Annotated in this window: 22 protein-coding genes and 1 riboswitch; of the genes, 11 read left to right on the forward strand and 11 right to left on the reverse strand. The window is 50.2% G+C overall.

From position 1 onward, the window contains the following. Nucleotides 1-4 precede the first annotated feature (4 nt). The 10 genes from JOD20_RS05055 to JOD20_RS05100 all read left to right on the forward strand — a co-directional run bounded on the left by JOD20_RS05055 (nt 5) and on the right by JOD20_RS05100 (nt 6,876). The gene (locus JOD20_RS05055) at nt 5-646 is read left to right on the forward strand and encodes a hypothetical protein (protein WP_204754219.1); all 642 of its coding nucleotides are present in this window, start codon (nt 5-7) and stop codon (nt 644-646) included. A gap of 95 nt (nt 647-741) precedes the next feature. Further along, a complete protein-coding gene (locus JOD20_RS05060; RefSeq protein ID WP_204754220.1) occupies nt 742-1,677 on the forward strand; it encodes a hypothetical protein in 936 nt (311 codons plus the stop codon). Between the two features lie 109 nt (nt 1,678-1,786). Continuing rightward, nucleotides 1,787-2,413 carry a hypothetical protein gene (locus tag JOD20_RS05065; RefSeq protein ID WP_204754221.1) on the forward strand — a complete coding sequence of 209 codons (627 nt, stop codon included), beginning with the start codon at nt 1,787-1,789 and terminating at the stop codon, nt 2,411-2,413. Nucleotides 2,414-2,511: 98 nt separating this feature from the next. After that, nucleotides 2,512-3,135 carry a hypothetical protein gene (locus tag JOD20_RS05070; protein WP_204754222.1) on the forward strand — a complete coding sequence of 208 codons (624 nt, stop codon included), beginning with the start codon at nt 2,512-2,514 and terminating at the stop codon, nt 3,133-3,135. A gap of 15 nt (nt 3,136-3,150) precedes the next feature. Then, nucleotides 3,151-3,756 carry a hypothetical protein gene (locus tag JOD20_RS05075; protein WP_204754223.1) on the forward strand — a complete coding sequence of 202 codons (606 nt, stop codon included), beginning with the start codon at nt 3,151-3,153 and terminating at the stop codon, nt 3,754-3,756. A gap of 20 nt (nt 3,757-3,776) precedes the next feature. Beyond that, nucleotides 3,777-4,055, forward strand: coding sequence for a hypothetical protein (locus JOD20_RS05080; RefSeq protein WP_204754224.1), 279 nt, complete (start codon nt 3,777-3,779; stop codon nt 4,053-4,055). Nucleotides 4,056-4,223: 168 nt separating this feature from the next. Further along, on the forward strand, nt 4,224-4,724 hold the full coding sequence (locus JOD20_RS05085; protein WP_204754225.1) for a hypothetical protein: 501 nt from the start codon (nt 4,224-4,226) through the stop codon (nt 4,722-4,724). Between the two features lie 57 nt (nt 4,725-4,781). After that, nucleotides 4,782-5,486, forward strand: a complete 705-nt coding sequence (locus tag JOD20_RS05090) for a hypothetical protein (protein WP_204754226.1) — start codon at nt 4,782-4,784, stop codon at nt 5,484-5,486. A 72-nt stretch (nt 5,487-5,558) separates the two neighbouring features. Then, the gene (locus tag JOD20_RS05095) at nt 5,559-6,194 is read left to right on the forward strand and encodes a hypothetical protein (protein ID WP_204754227.1); all 636 of its coding nucleotides are present in this window, start codon (nt 5,559-5,561) and stop codon (nt 6,192-6,194) included. A gap of 10 nt (nt 6,195-6,204) precedes the next feature. Next, a complete protein-coding gene (locus tag JOD20_RS05100) occupies nt 6,205-6,876 on the forward strand; it encodes a hypothetical protein (RefSeq protein ID WP_204754228.1) in 672 nt (223 codons plus the stop codon). On the opposite strand, the gene JOD20_RS05105 is transcribed toward JOD20_RS05100, so the two are convergent. From JOD20_RS05105 to JOD20_RS05140, 8 genes are all read right to left on the reverse strand, one after another. After that, complete coding sequence (locus JOD20_RS05105) at nt 6,873-7,796, reverse strand: GAF domain-containing protein (protein WP_204754229.1); 924 nt, start codon at nt 7,794-7,796, stop codon at nt 6,873-6,875. The two genes, JOD20_RS05100 and JOD20_RS05105, sit on opposite strands and share 4 nt — an antisense overlap. A gap of 11 nt (nt 7,797-7,807) precedes the next feature. Beyond that, nucleotides 7,808-8,716 carry a GAF domain-containing protein gene (locus JOD20_RS05110; RefSeq protein ID WP_204754230.1) on the reverse strand — a complete coding sequence of 303 codons (909 nt, stop codon included), beginning with the start codon at nt 8,714-8,716 and terminating at the stop codon, nt 7,808-7,810. Between the two features lie 25 nt (nt 8,717-8,741). Beyond that, entirely contained in the window at nt 8,742-9,122 is a 381-nt protein-coding gene (locus JOD20_RS05115) for an ACT domain-containing protein (RefSeq protein ID WP_204754231.1), read from the reverse strand. Nucleotide 9,123: 1 nt separating this feature from the next. Further along, on the reverse strand, nt 9,124-9,714 hold the full coding sequence (locus JOD20_RS05120; protein ID WP_204754232.1) for a B-box zinc finger protein: 591 nt from the start codon (nt 9,712-9,714) through the stop codon (nt 9,124-9,126). 4 nt (nt 9,715-9,718) lie between these two features. Beyond that, nucleotides 9,719-10,486, reverse strand: coding sequence for a WecB/TagA/CpsF family glycosyltransferase (locus JOD20_RS05125; protein ID WP_204754233.1), 768 nt, complete (start codon nt 10,484-10,486; stop codon nt 9,719-9,721). Nucleotides 10,487-10,488: 2 nt separating this feature from the next. Then, the gene (hisIE, locus tag JOD20_RS05130; RefSeq protein WP_204754234.1) at nt 10,489-11,127 is read right to left on the reverse strand and encodes a bifunctional phosphoribosyl-AMP cyclohydrolase/phosphoribosyl-ATP diphosphatase HisIE; all 639 of its coding nucleotides are present in this window, start codon (nt 11,125-11,127) and stop codon (nt 10,489-10,491) included. A 72-nt stretch (nt 11,128-11,199) separates the two neighbouring features. After that, entirely contained in the window at nt 11,200-12,720 is a 1,521-nt protein-coding gene (gene purH / locus JOD20_RS05135; RefSeq protein ID WP_204754235.1) for a bifunctional phosphoribosylaminoimidazolecarboxamide formyltransferase/IMP cyclohydrolase, read from the reverse strand. A 38-nt stretch (nt 12,721-12,758) separates the two neighbouring features. Further along, nucleotides 12,759-12,844, reverse strand: a riboswitch (ZMP/ZTP riboswitch). A gap of 125 nt (nt 12,845-12,969) precedes the next feature. Then, nucleotides 12,970-13,605 (reverse strand): TetR/AcrR family transcriptional regulator C-terminal domain-containing protein, encoded by a 636-nt coding sequence (locus JOD20_RS05140; protein WP_204754236.1) that lies wholly within the window; start codon nt 13,603-13,605, stop codon nt 12,970-12,972. Nucleotides 13,606-13,795: 190 nt separating this feature from the next. Here JOD20_RS05140 and JOD20_RS05145 point away from each other — a divergent pair, with 190 nt between their 5' ends. Beyond that, nucleotides 13,796-14,941, forward strand: a complete 1,146-nt coding sequence (locus JOD20_RS05145; protein ID WP_204754237.1) for an FAD-dependent oxidoreductase — start codon at nt 13,796-13,798, stop codon at nt 14,939-14,941. 100 nt (nt 14,942-15,041) lie between these two features. On the opposite strand, the gene gcvPB is transcribed toward JOD20_RS05145, so the two are convergent. The 3 genes from gcvPB to gcvH all read right to left on the reverse strand — a co-directional run bounded on the left by gcvPB (nt 15,042) and on the right by gcvH (nt 18,420). After that, a complete protein-coding gene (gene gcvPB, locus JOD20_RS05150; RefSeq protein WP_204754238.1) occupies nt 15,042-16,511 on the reverse strand; it encodes an aminomethyl-transferring glycine dehydrogenase subunit GcvPB in 1,470 nt (489 codons plus the stop codon). Between the two features lie 4 nt (nt 16,512-16,515). Beyond that, a complete protein-coding gene (gene gcvPA, locus JOD20_RS05155) occupies nt 16,516-17,847 on the reverse strand; it encodes an aminomethyl-transferring glycine dehydrogenase subunit GcvPA (RefSeq protein ID WP_204754239.1) in 1,332 nt (443 codons plus the stop codon). A gap of 183 nt (nt 17,848-18,030) precedes the next feature. Further along, nucleotides 18,031-18,420 (reverse strand): glycine cleavage system protein GcvH, encoded by a 390-nt coding sequence (gene gcvH, locus JOD20_RS05160; RefSeq protein WP_204754240.1) that lies wholly within the window; start codon nt 18,418-18,420, stop codon nt 18,031-18,033. Nucleotides 18,421-18,498: the final 78 nt, after the last annotated feature.

The following is an 18,498-nucleotide window of genomic DNA, read 5'->3' on the forward strand; positions in this document are numbered from 1 at the left end:
AGCGATGGCAGATCAGCCACTAAGCAGCCAATTAAATGCTACACATAACCCCCAACAGCTTGATAATCAAACCCCAAGCTATCAGGTTGCAAGCCAAAACGTCAATCAGCCTAAACGCTTGCGGCGCTGGTTTGGCTATAACGTACTGGCCTTCATGTTCGCTTTTGCAGTGTTCTATGGATTCGTGATTTGCATACTCATGGTCGCCGTGTATGAGCCTTTCAACCTTGACTGGATCGATAACCCAAGGCTGAACCCAATGCTTTCAATTGGGATACCAGGGGTACTGATTGGCTTGAGTGCAATGGTCGGCACTACCGCCCAACGCGATGGATTGAACAAACGAGTTTCATTCTGGCCATGGATCTTAAAAACTGGTTTGATCACAACCATCATAAGCTCGGCAAACGTAGCGATCTTTATCTTTATGCTTCAACCACAGTCATTATTTAACAAAAACACTCGTTTAATCAGTATGCTGTATTTCATTGCCTGCATTGGGCTGATTACGTTGGCAACCGCAATGGCCCAACTGTCCGAAGTTAAAAAAATTGCCCAACGACCTAATGATTGGGTAAAAATCACAGTGTTAACCTGGACAGGCATTGCCTGCATACTCGGTGGCTGCATCTATATAATCTGGTAGGTACGCTTAATTGCAATAGTGCTACAATTCCTAGGCCTTTTATTCCCAATTTAAGCTTGCGCAGCACGCTGATTGATCTATCAGGAGATGTGTTTATGTCTGATCGGATTCCCCCAACCACACCGATACATCCAGCCAATTTAGACCAACCAATTCCAACCCAAGCCCTTCAGCCTCAAGTAACGCGGGCATTTGATGGGTCAAGCCAAGAATTGCCAGCGAATCCAGCACCGTATGGTTATGGTCAGCAACAAGGCTACCAACCACAGGGCTATCAACAACCACAAGCGCCGTATGGCCAACAAAACTACGGCCAACCGCAAGCGCCCTATGGCCAACCACAGGGCTATCAACAACAAGGCTATGGCCAGCCGCAAGCGCCCTACGGCTATCAACAGCCAGTCGTCTATGGCAACCCTGGGTATATGGGGCCGCCACAATTTATTGCAGATATTAATGCACCTGATCGCGGGACGCGTTGGGTTGGCATGAATGTGCTCGGCTTTTTTATCTCATCGATGATCTTTCTGAGCCTTTTTGTTATCCTAGGTATGATCATTGCCGCCGATTACATCGATTCAAATCCAAACTTTCAAAACTTTAATGATTTAGACAATAGAGGTTTGATTGGCTACGTGCTTTATAGTTTATCGGGCGCGATTACTGCCGCAGTTGTGGCCTTAATTCAACGTGGGGCTTTGCATAGTAAAGTTTCGTTGTGGCCATGGGTTGGCAAAACAGCGCTCGCGGTTGGCATTTTACTGCCGCTAAGCACCTTTCTCAGTGTAGAGCTACTTCAGATATTGCCAATTAGCGAAGGCAATTTTTTGATTTATATGCTCATGGTAACCTTTATTTTTGCTGTGACCGCGTTTGGTACAGCCTTTGTCCAATATTTTGAAGTCCAAGAGGTTGCCAATCGGCCAATGCAATGGCTGATCACGACTGGGCTAACATGGACAATCCTTGGTGGTTTGGTAGTTGGTGGCATGGTTGGCTTCTTTGCGATGGCAATTGCAGGCGAAATCTAACCAGCCGCCAAATCTCGAACGCGATCGTTGCTGGGTTTCCTCAGCTACAGAGAGGAAACCCAGCACACCTGATTAATCAGCAACCAATAAGGAGAGAAGAGAGGTTTTTATGCTTGAACCATCGATGAATCCTCAGCAGCTAGCACATGCCGATTCGCCCCAAGGTTATCGTGTGCCAACTGCGCCGCTAACCAACCTCAATCAGCCAAATCGTTGGAAACGCTGGGTTGCAGTTAATGGCGTGGCTTGCTTTGGCGCAATCATACTCTTTCCAATTATTGTGATCATTGCTACTTTCATCCAAAACATGCACCCGTTGATATTTGACCAGCTAGACAGCGACAATCACTTATTTTTTATGCTCGGTTTGGGAATTATGGCAACATTAACTGCTATTCCCGTCGCCATGATTCAACATACAGCCTTTGGCGCTGCGATCCCACGTAGGCCTTGGGTCGCCAAATCGGCCTTGACAGCTGGGCTGCTGCTACCAACAAGTATGTTTTTGGCCCAGTTTAGCCTCCAAAGCCTCAACCAGCATTACGGTTTCATCCTGATTATTTTTTTATTGATCGTTTTTGGGATGACCGCGTTTGGTACAGCATTAATTCAAGGACTTGAAATTCAAGCTGTTGTCGAATATCCACGCGATTGGGTTTGGATCAGTAGTTTAACCTGGAGCAGCATGAGCATCCTACTTGGCAGCCTGCTCCTTGCCTTGGTGGTGCTCCTATGATGGAGCAAAACACGCTGACCAAGATGACCAAGCACACGCTTGCCTAAGCGGAATCAGGCAAGCCGCAGGAAGCGCTGGATTCGTAAGGAGTTGAGCAAATGAGTGAAGAACCGCAAGTGCCACTTAACCAAACAACACCGCTATATCACGTGCCATCGGCCCAGCTTGCAGCCCATAAGCAACCACGCCACTGGCTCGCTTGGCTGGGCATAAATTGCTTAGCATTTTTCATCAGCAGCATCATCTATCCAGTGCTCAACCTTGCGCTCATCTTCAGCATTGGAGCGACCAATGTGCAACTGCCACTGATCAACGGCCAGCGCGCGCTGCAACCCAACCTATGGGTCATCCTCATAATTCCTGTGTTTATCACGATCTTGATTGCAAGTTTGCTGCAAAGTCTGGCGATTAATCATCGTTTCAAGCGGCTATTTTGGAGCCTGAATAGTGCAACGCTGGGAACATTGAGCTTTGTTGGGATTACGTATTTCATTCTGTCCAAGCACGAGCCAACAACCCTCGCTGGCTATATCTGGGCTATTTTCTTTATTTTTGGGTTTACTTCAAGCGCAATTAGTTGGCTTCAATGGCGCGGAATCCGCCAGTTGGTTGATAATGCTTGGCAATGGGCATTAATCACCACGCTTAGCTGGACAACTCTAGGCAGCTTGATTTGGGGGGCTGGCTTGGGCTTTTGGCTCCGCAATTTAATGCGCCACTAGCCGAAGGAGTAGCCGATGAGCGAAGAACCAGAACCAATTACATCAAATAAACCTAATTATCATGTGCCAACGGCTCAGCCAGCGGATACTGTTCAACCAAATCATTGGATGCAGTGGATTGCGATCAATTGTTTTGGCTTTGGGCTAAGCTGCATCCTATTTCCAAGCTTGGTTGCTGGTTGTATGCTCATTTTTGGAACACTCAAAGATTCGGGTGCTGCTGGCCAAGCACCCATGTCGGATGGGTTAATCTTTATCATTGTCGTGGGTATTCCTACATTTATAACCATCTATCTCGTCACGCTACTTCAGTGGGCAACAATGGAAGAAGGGATTAAACGTAGTACTTGGGTTAACTACAGCACAATTATTGGCACACTTGCCTTGCTTGCTTGGCTCCATGATCAGCTGCCAATAAAATTTCCAGCGCTTGACAATTATGTCGGCTTTATGTTTCAGGGTTTTGTGCTTGCTTCCAGTATCATTAGCTGGGTACAATGGCTTGAACTACGCAAAATAGTCGATCATGCATGGCAATGGGTAGTCGTCAGCATCACCATCTGGACAGGCATCGGCACGTTCGTTCTGGGAATAGGAATTGGCTCTATAGTAGGCCGCTAGGAGCAAGCGATGAGCAAGCGATGAGCGAAGATCCAACAGCAAGCCCAACCAGCGATCAAGCGCCGCCAAATTATCGCGAGTATGGTCGCCATCCATATCCCTATAATCAGCGACCCAAACCCAACAACGATCCGCAACTCGGTTATTTTGTGCCCGCAATCCCTAATCAGCGAGGCCAGCACGTTAAACGCTGGGGCTGTGGGCTTGGCTATTTCATTTTAGCAATTATGGCCAGCTGTATCATCGTGCCAATTCTCTGTATCTTCATCCACACCCTGAGAGCATTATTCGAAGGCTAGCCGCAGGAGCATCAGATGTCTGAACCACTACCGAACCAATATGATTACACACAGCAGCAAACGCAACCAAGCTATCGTGTGCCAATCGCCGTTGATAACACGATCAATGCACCCAAGCGGTGGCGACGTTGGGTTGGCTACAACGTTTTAGCGTTTAGCATAGGTTGCATGAGTATGCTCTTAGGCACGTTTGTAATGGCGCTTATTTCAGATACAGTACGCAACGGATTACAGCAATTTGTCGAGAAGCTCTCGTTTAATGTGGCAGGCGTGCAAGCGATTGCTATATTGCTCGGTTTCCCGCTCTTTCTGAGCATCGGCGTTGCCAGTATCATTCAATGGGCAGCCTTGTATCAGCAAGTAGCGGTTAAATCATGGGTTGCAGAGAGTGCAGTAAGTGGGCTTGGCGCAGCATTTTTGGTAGTATCCGTGATTATCATATCGATTATGCAACGCTCAGACACACCTCCATCGATAAATTATCTATGGATCGTTTTTACCATGTTCCTGATAATTTCAACGGGCATTAGTTACTTTCAATGGAGGCAACTACGCACCATCCTCATCCATGCGTGGCACTGGCCACTAATCGCAATCGCAACCTGGACTGGCATGGGTACGCTCATTGTCGGGCTTGGAATGGGCATAATTATCAATAACCTTCGCTAATTAGCGAATGCCCAACATCGCCAAGCCCATGGATTTGTTGCTAGATTGGAGAATTCAATGATCATTTCCGCAGATGCATTCTGTCATGCGATTTTGTTCCAAGATTATGCAACAATTCGCTCGGCAATTGGCGCAGGATTTGACGTTAACGGCCTTCGCAGCAACGGGCGCACTTCGTTTGTGCAAGCTGCCCAACCAGCGAAAGATATGGTAGTTTTACGCATGCTTTATGAGGCTGGTGCAGTGGCAGACACTCCTTGGTTAGAAGAGCTTTTTAATGATTTTGCCAATGGCATCGAGCGCACCAAAGCTCCAAGTCCCTGCCTCGACGCGGGAACTCCCGATTTTACCGACGAATTTACAGTTACCCGCTTTGAATATCAAGCGGGAATTTTGTATTTTTCCGAGGCAAGCAGCGATATTGAAATCGAGATTAAACCATTTATTCTAAATGGTGAGTGTGTTCAAACTTCAATTCGGGCTGATGGAATCGCCCTGTCACCAACACTTGATGATCTGCCAGATCGAACATTCAACTTCCCATTTAATCCCGATGATGGGTATATCGACGCATCGATCTATCTTTGTTATGGGCATAATTCCGTCAATATTAGTTCAATTAGCTTCAAAAACCTCACACCCAATAAGCAACAGATCGATGCAGTTATTGAAATGCTTTTCGTGTTTGATGAGATAATTCCTGGCTATCCAACCGAAGCCCAAACCCTCGAAATATCCTTGGCAATTCAAACGATCGATTGATCGTCGCTTATCAACACAGGGAATTAAGGTCTAGGTTGAATTGATAAGCGAGACTATTTGAAGGGGCAGCAGATGTATGAAGAAGGTCAATCGCCAATTGGAGCAATTAAGCCCACAACAACAGAACCCAATCTACCGCAAGCCTATCAGATTCCAACCATGCGGATAGCAGCCTACAATCGGCCAGGCCGCTGGCGAGGCTGGGTTGGCATTCAATGCTTGGCATTTTGCCTTGGCTGCATGCTCTGTTTGGGATTAATGGTTGTTGGTATATTTTTATTTGGCTATCTCACTGATTCAATCATCAATAGTCCCAACCTTCAGCTATTAAATTCGGGATTGATCGGGATACTTTGTGGCGCAGTTTTTGTAACGATCTATAACATAAGCAGCGTACAAGCAGTGTTCATCAAGCATGCAGTCAAGCGGGTAACTTGGAGTTTCCATAGCGCAATTGTTGGCACGCTTACATTTACCCTTACCGCGATAAGTAGCCTTTTCTTGGGTGCAAATGATATTCTGCTCACAGGTTTGGTTTTTGGTGCAACTTCAAGTGCTATTGGCATCATTCAAGCAATGAAACTCCGTTCAAGCCTTGATAATGCATGGCATTGGGCGCTTGTCACAGTGCTTACGTGGACAACTTTAGGCACATTGATCATCGGTGTATGGCTCATGCGATGGTTACAACCATTGAACGGCTCTTAAGGAACAGCAGATGCATGAAGAACCACCAAACCTAGCCGATGAGCAGCAGCAAATGCAACCACGCTACGACGCTCAACCAAGCTATCATGTGCCAAGCGCCGTTGATAACACGATCAATGCGCCGGAGCGTTGGCGGCGTTGGGTTGGCTACAACGCGTTAGCGTTTGGCCTCAGCTGCGGCATTATGCCCTTGGGCTGTTGCCTTATGTCGATCATAGCGACGGTGCTCCGCCATGGATTGCAGGACTTCGTTAATACTCGTACCTTAGACATGGCTGAAGCAGGCGCAATCTTTCTCTTGCTTAGTTTTCCGCTCTTTTTAACCATAAGTATCGCCAGCATGATCCAACGTTCAGTATTGTATCACCAAGTGCCAGCCAGCCGCTGGATATTTGGCAGTGCCCTGAGCGGAATTGTTGCTATGTTTGGCGCAATGCTCTTAATTGGCTTGATTGCCTCGCTGCTGAACCTCGACTTCACGCTGTCTACCTATTTCTTGAGTATCGTTGGCATCTTTGCTGGCACATCAGCAGGCATTGGATTTTTTCAGTGGAGACAATTGCGCAACATTATGGTCAATGCTTGGCACTGGCCGCTCATCTCAGGCGCAACCTGGACTGGGCTTGGAACCTTGGTGCTTGGGCTGGGCTTGGGCTATATCTATGTTCGCTTAAAAGTTTAGCGAATGCCCAACATTGCCAAGCCCATGGGTAAATCGCGGGCGGTGCGAATATTTTTGAGATGAATGCCAGCCCGAATCAGACCTTCGATCAAGCTTGGGCGCAAGCCAATCAGCATGCTTTTGGCCCCAATCAGTTCAATCGCTTTGACAATCGTACTAATCGCTTGAATCGCATCGGGATCGAAGGTCAGCAGGCCGCTGCCATCAAGCAACACATGCTCACAACCACGCTCGCGCAAGGTTTCGAGAATTGTCTGGGTCAGATGTTCCCAACGCAAGCGATCAAGCACGCCAATTAACGGCACGATCAACACATCATCGGAAAGCGGGATGCGTGGAATATCAAGCTCGCTCACTTCAAGCTCTAGCTCAGCCAACACTTGGGCGTTATCGAGAGCCAATGCCACCGAGCTAGCAACCGTGGTCAGCAAAGCTTCTTCAAACTCGCCATACAAGGCCGCTTGGTAACTTTGAATATTCAAAACCCCAATAAAATCGTCGCCAATTAGCAATGGCACGCTCATCCAGGCCCGCGAGCGTTTTTCTGCTTGGCCAAAACTGCGGGTGTTTTCGATGCTGAATCGTTTGCTCAAATCTTCATGCAAATCATCAAAACGGATCAATTGGCGATTGGCAATAATCCAAGCCACCACTTTGGAGCGCCGATAATCCCAGGTATACGGCTCGGTTTTCTCAATGTCCCCATCAATCGAGTAGATCGTTTGCATGGTATCGGTTTTGGGCTGATAGTGCTCGATAAAACCAGCATCGAATTGCAAGACGTTATGCAATTGCTGAAAAATGGTGCGACAGACATCAGCCAAATCGCGCGGCAGCAAAATTGCCCGAATCAATTCGTGAATCGCCACAATCGTTTGGGCAACCGGCTGATGATGACGGCTCCCTTCATACACACTCATACACACCTCACTCAAATTTGGCGCTTGAGATAGCGCAAACTTTGCTGCACATCGCGCACAACCACCACGTTATGCTGGCTGAGAATCGGGCTAAGCACTGCGCTATTTTCAGCTTGCACCCCGCTAATAATGCAGGTTGCACCCAATAAGCGCAAAGCGCCAATCAATTTGTTGAACAGGCCCGTTGCTTGCGGGTCGAATGAGCGCATGCCAGTTAAATCGAGTACGACATAGCGAATGCGCTGGCGTTCGACATGGCCCAAAAGAATCGTTTGCAGAATGCTGAGGCGCTGCTGATCAACCCGCCCAATCACGGGCACAATCCATAAATGTTGATCAACTGGAATCGTCGGGGCGCTCAGGGCTAAACGCAAAACTTCCAATTCTTCGATGCGCTGAATTTGATTAATTGTGGTAGCAAGCATTAAACTGAGGGTTTGCAAGAGCTGCAATTCACGCTCGCCATAGGCCGCCAATTCGTGATGTTGAATCGTGACTAAGCCCAAAACTTGGCTGCCAAGGGTAATTGGTAAGCCCAGCCAACTACAACTGGCATGATGGAAATCAGCTCCCAAGGCATGCTCAAGGTTGATGTCGCTATGGCTGGCGTTATAAATATCGTCAAAGAGCAGCGGTTTTTTATGGCGCAAAATCCAAGCGCTCGGCGTATGCGGCTTGATCGTAACTGGCTCATCAGCAAAACTGCCGCGCCGATGGGCAATTACATACACATGGCGCAAGGCTTGTTGCTGATCAAAAAAGCTGATCGTACCATGATCAATTGGCACAACCTGCTCCAGCAAATGATAAAACGCTTCGTAAATTACAAAGCGATCGCGGGTGCGATGAATAACTTGGCCAAACTCTTGAATACATTCCAACTCAGCGCGTGCCCGTACCAACGCCTCAGTCGTCGGCATAGCTCAAATCCTTCAGCTCCACGGTTCAGCTAATCGTATGTCCAGCCGCCGTCAAGACTGCCACAGCTTCGCCAAATTCGTGCTCGCGAAGCAAAAGATAATCGGTATCGTAGGTTGATAGCACAAAAATACTGATCTGGGCTTGAGCTAGCGGCGTTGCTAAACTGGCCAAAATCCCGACTTGACTAAAATCTAAGCTGCCTGCCACTCGCAAACCACGCCAATTGCGCTCGGCCTGCACGGCTGCGGGCACAAACTGGCGTTCACAAACGATCGAAAGCTCGTCGCTGGTGCGGCTTATACTTACAAATGGGCTTTGCATCGCCCATTCAGGCCATGGCTCGCCAACATCCAAACGGGCGACTGCCAAGACTTCAGGATAGGTGATTAATGATAATTGATGCATGTTACTCGCGGACTCGTTGAGCAGCAAAGAGCGCTCCCAACATCACAAAAAAGCCATTCGGCAAGGTTATGCCAAGGTAACGCCGCGAAATTGATTCGCCAAGATAGAGCGTCCATTGGCTTGGGTTAATTTCGTTGCTCACGCCCAACGTCCAAAGCAGCGCGACGATTGCCGCCAGCACCACACCTGCGCCTGCAATCCACATCAGTTGCGGATTGCGCCGCTCGTTGGAGAGGCGGCCAACGACTTCGCCGCTTACAAGGCTAATTGCAAACACAAACCAAAAACTCCAATCACCCCAACCACCAACCAAGCGAAATTGGCCCCAGGCAATCCCACCAAGAATCGCCACGCCAAGCATCGCAGCAATCGTTTTCAAATATTGTTGCTTGGTAACTTGGCTGAGCAAGGTTGGCACATAATAGCCAGTGCGGCCAGCGACCGCACCAGTGCAATCGGGGCAGCGCCAACCAACGGGTGTACGCACCGCGCAACGGCCACAAATTGGGTTCAAACATTTCGAGCAACGTAAGAGCGTCGCCTCTTTGGGGTGATTAACACAAAATAACTCTTCTTCTACGGTTGTTTGCATAGATTTAGCCTCGTTTGATGCGTTGAGCTTCGCGCCAAGCCGCCCAACCAAAAAGCACCACAGCAGTAAAGATTCGCCGCCAACGCTGTGGATGCCGAATTAATCGCCATAACCATTCTAGCCCAAATTTACGCATCCATTGCGGCGCGCGCGGACGCAAGCCAGCCAGATCATCAAACGTGCCGCCAACTCCAATTCCCAATTTAATGCCCAGTGGCGCACCATAGCGCCGAATCCACAAATCTTGGGCTGGCGCGCCATAGGCCACCAACACAATCTCTGGCTGAGTGCGCCGAATTTCAGCAGCAATCGCTGCTTGATCTGGTTCGCGCGGCGAGCCAGCCCAGGTGCCGACAATTTGGCACTTGGGATAGCGTGCTTGCAACACCGCCGCTGCTTTGGAGGCAACGCCATCGGCAGCACCCAGCAAAAAGATTTTCCAGCCGCGCTCGGCGCTTTCGGCAGCCAAGCGCTCAGTCAAATCGATGCCAGTTACTTTGGCGCGCAGCTGTTTGCCTTGCCAGCGCGCCGCATGCAACAACCCTGTGCCATCGGGAACCGACAGGCTGGTTGCCGCCAAGGTCGCCCGAAAGGCCACATTGCTTTGAGCCGCCATCACAAACTCAGGGTTAACCGTGGCAATTTGATGCACGCCACCAGCAGCCAGCATTGCTGCAATCAAATCGATCGTTTCATCCATGGTTACGTCATCGACGCGCACCCCAAGAATGTCGACCGAAGCTAAATCTGCTGGACGTTGAAAACTAGGCATAGTTATTGTTTTTCCTCACGTTGGCGGCCATGACGTTCGCGCAAGGTAAACCACACATCTTCTGGCGAAACACCTTGGTTGAGCAAGAGCACAAACAAGTGATAGATCAAATCGCTCGCTTCGTTGCGCAGTTCATCTGGATTGCCATTTTTGGCCGCAATAATGACTTCGGCTGATTCCTCGCCGATTTTCTTGCCAATTTTATCAACGCCTTTTTCCAGCAAGTAGGTGGTGTATGAGCCAATCGGCCTCGTTTGCTCACGTTCACGCAAAAATTCAAACAATTGGCTGACGAAGGCCAACGGCACAGCACTACTTTCGCGTTTGGTGCCATCAAGCGTGGTATGAAAGCACGAGCGTTCGCCAGTGTGGCATGTTGGGCCGCTTGGCTCAGCCAAAATCAATAAAGCATCGTTATCGCAATCGGTACGGGCCGCGATAAATTTTAATACATTGCCGCTGGTTTCGCCCTTGGTCCATAATTCTTGACGCGAACGGCTCCAAAAGGTCACGAAGCCGCTGGTTTGGGTTTTGGCCAGCGCTTCAGCGTTCATATAGCCAACCATCAAGACCTCACCGCTACGGGCGTGTTGCACTACCGCCGGAATCAGGCCTTGGCTATCGTAGGTTAGTTCCACCATAACATCACTTTCTTTCAGCTAAAAAGAGGCCAGCGAGGCCGCAAACCGACCAGCGCTGGCCTGTCGTTAATTTTAGTGCTTGAAGTGGCGCGTCGCTGTGAAGATCATCGCAATGCCTGCGGCGTTGGCAGCAGCAATTACTTCATCATCACCTTGCGAGCCGCCAGGCTGCACAATCGCGCTCACGCCAGCCTCAATCGCTGCCTGAATGCCATCGGCTTTGGGGAAGAAGGCATCGGAAGCCAGCACGCTGCCCTTAGCGCGCTCGCCAGCTTTGCGAATCGCGGTCAACACCGAATCGACCCGCGATGGCTGACCAGCGCCCATGCCAACCAATTCTTCGCCTTGCACCAACACAATTGCATTCGATTTAACGCTGGCACAAGCCTTCCAAGCGAATTGCAAGGCGGCCAGTTGGTCGGCGCTGGGCACAGTTTCAGTGACAACTCGCCAAGCATCCCAATCGTCATTGCCAACGCGATCAACGTGCTGGGCCAAAATACCGCCGCCAATGCTGCGATATTCCCAATCGTTGCTGGCCGAACGGCTGGTATCGACGCTCAACAAGCGCAAATTGGGCTTTTCGGCCAAAATTGCCAAGGCTTCAGGGCTGAAGGCTGGGGCAATAATCACTTCGTAAAAATATTTTTTCAGCACATTCGCCAAAGCCTGATCAACCGGACGATTGACCCCGACAATGCCGCCAAAGGCCGAAATCGGATCGCCCGCCCGCGCTGCTTTATGCGCCGCCACCAAATCCTCTGCCGAAGCAAGGCCACATGGATTCGTATGCTTGATGATCGCCACGGTTGGCTGATCGAAATTCTGAATCACTTGCAACGTTGCGTCTGCATCAAGCAAATTGTTGTACGAAAGCTCTTTGCCCTGATGTTGCACCGATTGGGCCAAGGTGTTGGCGGCAGCATTCGGCGCGCGATAAAAAGCCGCTGCTTGATGCGGATTCTCGCCGTAACGCAGCGATTGAGCCAATTCCCACGCCAAAGGCAATTGTTGCGGGAAAGTTTCAGCGGTCAAGTAGGCCGCAATCGCGCTATCGTAGGCCGCTGTGTGGGCAAAAGCTTTGGCAGCCAATTGGCGACGCAGTTCGGGGGTAATTTGTTGGTTGCGCAAGGCCTCCAAGACGCGTGGATAATCAGCAGGATCGATCACGATCAGCACATGGGCATGATTTTTGGCCGAAGCGCGCACCATGGTTGGGCCGCCAATGTCAATTTGCTCGACCGCTTCTTCCAAACTCACATCTGGCTTGGCAATGGTTTGGGCAAACGGATAGAGGTTGACGACCACCAAATCGATCAGGCCGATATGGTGCTCGCCTAATTGGGCAACGTGTGATGGTTTATCGCGGCGCGCCAAAATTCCAGCGTGCACGCCAGGATGCAAGGTTTTGACCCGACCTTCCAAAATTTCGGGAAAGCCAGTCAAATCGCTGACGCTGCGCACTGGCACGCCAGCACTTACCAAGGCCGATTTTGTGCCGCCAGTTGAAAATAATTCGATGCCCAAATCGCTCAAGCCCTGAGCAAAATCCGCCAACCCCGACTTGTCTGAAACACTGACAATAGCTCGCATGAACCAAAGCTCCATTCGCGGTGTACATAGGGCGAAAAACCCTTTGCCCAGGCGAGCGGCATCTGCGCAAATCGGCTCCCCCGTGGTTACCCACGTTTGTGTGTCGCCAGTCACCGATTCAAGCGCCATTATAGCCGCGCCCCGCTTGGAGTGCAAAGCCAACCAATAAGATCCACAAAGGACACGAAGGGTACGAAGTAGGGTAATCAAAAAGCCTTTTCGTGTTTCTTCGTGTCCTTCATGGATCAGCTACACAACTGGTTTTTCTAAGCCAACGCCATTGATGATCATGCGAACGCCAGCAGAAAAATGGCTATCATTATCGCGATTCAGCCACTCGCTGAAAGCTTGGGCAAAAAGTGACGAATGTTGGCTAAGCGTCGAGAGGTCGTTGGCAGGTGCATGTGGATTTTGGGCGCTTGGCGGCGAGGTTTGTTCTTCAATCACCCAGCCAAAGGTAAAGTTAATCAGGGTCAAGGTAATATCGATGGTTTGACTTAGGGCAAAGCCTGCATTAACCAAAACCCGCACACTTAAATCCCACAGCAACACCAAGGTAGCAGCAGCATCAGGATGCGCCCCAGCAACCACCCGCGCACCTTCGCGATAAGCTAACAAACTGCGGCGTAATTGCTGCGCCAACAGATCGAGCCACTCCGCCCAGTCACGCTGATCATTCGTAAAATCCCAATCAGCAAAGCCTTGAGCGAGAATTTGGCCCGCCATTGCATCGAGCAGATGTTCTTTACTCGGAATATGGTGGTAAATCGAGGCTGCCTTTACATTCAGTTGGGTGGCAAGTCGCCGCAACGTTACGCCCTCTAGCCCAGCCTGATTAAGCATTTCGAGCGCAATAGCAACAATGTGGCTTTTTGAAATTGGCATAGGAATCGTGATTAACCTCTTGACAAACCAACACTTAACCAGTAACCTAACAGTGTTAGTCTAACACTGTTAGGTTGAGAATGTTTGTACTGACGAGTGCACTATCAATGCTTGATACCTCGGCCTTATTGTAAACCAAGCCTGCTTGGTTTGGTATTGATTGCATGCTTTGCTTGCTCAAGGAGTTGGGATGTTGCTTGCTGAAAAAACAGTAGCAATTGTTGGTGGCGGCCCAGGCGGTTTAACTTTAGCGCGTTTATTACAATTACAAGGTGTAAAGGTTCAGGTCTACGAACGTGATACCAGCAGCGCTAGTCGGGTTCAAGGCGCAACCCTCGATTTGCACGCAGAATCTGGTTTGGCGGCCTTACGCCAAGCTGGCTTGATTGAGGCTTTTTATGCTCATCATCGGCCAGAAGCAGGCAAATTACGCATCGTTGATCCACAATTGGCAATTAGCTACGATTGGGATAGTGGCTATGAGCATGAAGTACGGCCAGAAATCGATCGCGGGCCGCTCCGTACAATCTTGCTCGATTCACTGGAACCGAATACGGTGGTGTGGGATTCGCAGTTTGCAGCGCTGGAACCTGCTGGTAAAGGCTGGTTGCTTCGATTTAAAAACGGCACCACAGCTCGCGCCGATGTAGTGATTGGCGCTGATGGCGCTCGTTCGCAGATTCGACCATATCTCAGCTCAATCAAACCATGTTATTCAGGCATCACGATTGTTGAGGGCAATCTGTATGCTGCAGCGAAACATGCGCCTGCGCTTGATCAATTGGTTGGTGGCGGCAAAGTCTTTGCGCTTGGTAAGCAGCAATCGTTAATTCTCAGTGCCAAAGGCGATGGCAGTTTAGCCTTTTATACTGGCTGCAAAGTAGCCGAATCATGGGTTCAGAGCTGCGGAATCGACTTTAGCAATAAAAATTCAGTTTTAGCGTGGTTCAAACAAGCCTTTGCAGAATGGGATGCTGACTGGCAAGCGCTCTTTGCTGGTGATGAAATGACATTTGTGCCCCGCCCGCAATACTATTACCCACTTGATCAAGCATGGTCAGCCCAACCAAACCTGACGATCATCGGCGATGCCGCCCATGTGATGCCGCCCTATGCAGGCGAAGGGGTTAATATGGCCTTGCAAGATGCGCTTGAGTTAGCAGAATGCCTAACCAGTTCGCAACATCCCTCAATTCATGCAGCAATTGCCGCCTTTGAGCAAACAATGTGCAGGCGAGCTGCCGAAGTAACCCAATTGACCCTCAGCTCAACCGACATGCTGCATAGCGAGACAGCGATTGAAGAATTAGTTGCAATGTTTAACGAGGTAGCATAACGAACCGAGAAGATAGAACATAGTGGCCATGGCTCTAGGCTATCGGAACAATTTGGAGATAATCAAACAATTCCGATAGCCTAGAGCCAAATTTTGGGGTTTATTTGCTGAGCAACGCCGCGATTGCCGCTTGATCGTATTTCAGGATTGGGCGGCGGGCAGCGGTTGCTTCATCGAGCCGACGGACTGGTGCGGTCGTTGGCGCTGCGTGCAATAGCTCGGGGTTTTCGACCGCCTCAAGCGCAATTTGCTTCATTGCATCAATAAAGGCATCCAAGTTGCGCTTTGATTCGGTTTCGGTTGGCTCGATCATAATCGATTCGGCCACGCTGATTGGGAAATAGACTGTTGGTGGGTGAAAACCAAAGTCGATCAAGCGCTTGGCAATATCCAAGGTGTGCACGCTTGGCGCGCCCTTGATTTTGCCTTGCAACACTACTTCGTGCATACAAGTGCGATCGTAGGCCACCGGATAAATTTTATCCAAATTGACCCGCAGATAGTTGGCGTTCAACACGGCGTGCTCGCTGACCGAGCGCAAGCCAGCAGCGCCGAGCATGCGAATGTATGTGTAGGCGCGCACGAACATGCCGAAGTTGCCCTTGAAGGCTTTCAGGCGGCCAATGCTCTTGGCTGGCGTGTGGCGGGTATATTGACCATCTTTGAGCGCCACGATTGGGCCTGGCAGATAATCGGCCAAGAATTCTTTACAACCAACAGCACCACAGCCAGGGCCGCCGCCGCCGTGAGGCGTGGTGAAGGTTTTATGCAAGTTGTAGTGCATAAAGTCGAAGCCAACATCGCCTGGCTTGACGATACCCAAAATCGCGTTGAAATTCGCGCCGTCGCCATACATCAAGCCGCCAGCTTCATGCACAATTTTGGCAACTTCATGCACGTTTTCATCAAACAAGCCCAAGGTATTGGGGTTGGTCAACATCAAGCCAGCGGTGCGTGGGCCAACTTTGGCCCGCAGATCAGCCAAATCAACATTGCCCCGACTATCGGTAGCAATTTCGACCACTTTGAAGCCAACCATCGCGGCGGTCGCTGGATTGGTGCCGTGGGCCGAATTGGGGCACAACACTTCATCACGCTGATCGTCGCCACGGTCAAGGTGATAAGCGCGGAAGACCAAAATGCCCGCAAATTCGCCTTGCGCGCCAGCTGCTGGCTGCAAACAAACTTGATCAAAGCCCGAAATTTCGGCCAAAATATCTTGCAATTCATAGGTCAATTGCAACGCACCTTGGACGGTTTCTTCTGCTTGCAAGGGGTGAATGAAGGCAAAGCCCGGCAAGCGAGCTGCCTCTTCGTGAATTTTAGGATTGTACTTCATCGTACACGAGCCAAGCGGATACATGCCCGTGTCGATGCAGAAGTTGCGCTGTGAGATGCGAGTGAAGTGGCGCACCACCTCGGTTTCGCTAATCTCGGGCAAGCCTGCTAAATCGTCGTCGCGCAGCAAATGGGCTGGTAACTCGGTTTCGGGCACGCCAGCATCGGGCAGGGCTGCGCCAATTTTACCGGGGCTGCTCAATTCAAAAATTGGTGGTTCGTAGGTATGCATTGGCTTAACCTCCCAACACTGCGACGAGGTGGTCGATATCGTTTTTCGTATTTTGCTCGGTGACACAGATCAGCATTGCATTATCCAAGTGTGGATAATCCTTGCTTACATCGTAGCCGCCGATAATGCCTTGGGCGTGTAAGGCTTGGGTAATTTCCGCCACAGACCGAGGACAGCGCACCACAAATTCATGGAAGAATGGCCCTTGCTCAAGCACTTCGTAGCCATCAAGTTGGCCAATTGCTTTGGCGGCGTAATGAGCGCGTTGATAGCAAAGCTCAGCAACTTTGCGCAAGCCAGTTTTGCCCATCAACGAGGTGTAAATCGTGGCTGCCAGCGCCATCAAGCCTTGGTTGGTACAAATATTTGAGGTCGCTTTTTCGCGGCGAATATGTTGCTCGCGGGTTTGCAACGTTAGCACGTAGCCTAATTGGCCGTTGAGGTCGGTGGTTACGCCAACCAAACGCCCAGCCATGCGCCGCAAAAGCTTTTCGGTGCAGCTAAATACGCCAACGTATGGCCCGCCAAAGCTGAGCGGAATCCCCAACGGCTGGCCTTCCATCACCGCAATGTCTGCGCCAACCATCCCTGGAGTTTGAAACAAGCCCAAAGCAATTGGGTTGGTAACCATCAACAAGAGTGCGCCAGCAGCGTGAATTTGCTCGGCAACCGGCTTCAAATCGTGCAGCACGCCCAAGAAATCAGGCGATTGCACAATAAACACCGCAGTTTCGTTATCGACCAAGGCCGCAGCATCAGCCACGCTCGCAGCTGGATTTTCGTCGCCAGTGATCGTTACATCCAAGCCTTGGGTATAGCTGCGCAACACGCCGCGATATTGCGGATGCACCGACGGAGCCACCACAATTTTGCGTCGATTGCGAGTTGCATTAATCGCCATAATTGCGCCTTCAGCCATGGCCGTTGCTCCATCGTAGTGCGAAGCATTGGCGGCATCCATTTGCAACAAGCCACACATCAGCGATTGATATTCAAAAATCGCTTGCAAGGTGCCTTGCGAAATTTCGGGCTGGTAGGGCGTGTAGGCGGTGTAGAACTCCGAGCGACGCAACAACGAATCGACTGCGGCTGGAATAAAGTGGTTGTAGGCTCCTGCACCCAAGAAACAGCTATAGTTCAGCACATCGCTGTTTTTGCTGCTCAAGCGGCGTAATTCGCGGGCCATTTCACCTTCGGCAAGCGCGGCGGGCAGATCGAGCGTTGGAAACCGAAGATCAGCAGGAACGTCGACAAAGAGATCAGCGACATCGGCAACGCCAATCGCCTTCAGCATCTCTGCGCGTTCGCTCTCGGTAATCGAAATGTAGTGACTCATATAACCTCTGACAAGGATGAAGGATGAAGGATGAAGGATGAAACCTAAACCTTTAGCCTTGCAATCCATGGTTTACGAATTTGTTGCTATTTGGCGTGGGGTACCCCGCGCCTTGTGGGTAGGAAAAAGGGTTTGGGGGTGAGGAAGGTCAATCCCCGACCCCCGACCCCTGATCCCTAACCCCTACTTATCTGCTTCTTCTTTGATAAATTGTTCGTATTCGGCGGCGCTCAGCAGACCGCTTGGCTCGCTGGTAAATTCAAATTTAGCCAACCAGCCATCGCCATACGGATCGTCGTTGACCAACTCTGGCGCGTCGATCACGGCGTTGTTAATTTCAGCCACGCTGCCGCTAAGCGGTGCGTAAATTTCTGAAACCGCCTTGACTGATTCAACCGTGCCAAACGATTCACCGATTTCAAACGTCTTGCCAACATCGGGCAATTCCACAAATACCACATCACCAAGTTGGCTTTGGGCAAAATGGCTGATGCCAACGGTTGCTGTGTTGCCATCGATCCGCACCCATTCGTGTTCTTTGGTATACAGCAAGTCACTTGGTACATTGGACATGTGGTGGTCCTCCTTCAATAACGCCAAAACAGCACAATCAGCATAGATTGTTGGGCGCTACTATCAACCAAAGCGGCT

The organism is Herpetosiphon giganteus, from assembly GCF_016907925.1.
Taxonomy (GTDB): domain Bacteria; phylum Chloroflexota; class Chloroflexia; order Chloroflexales; family Herpetosiphonaceae; genus Herpetosiphon; species Herpetosiphon giganteus.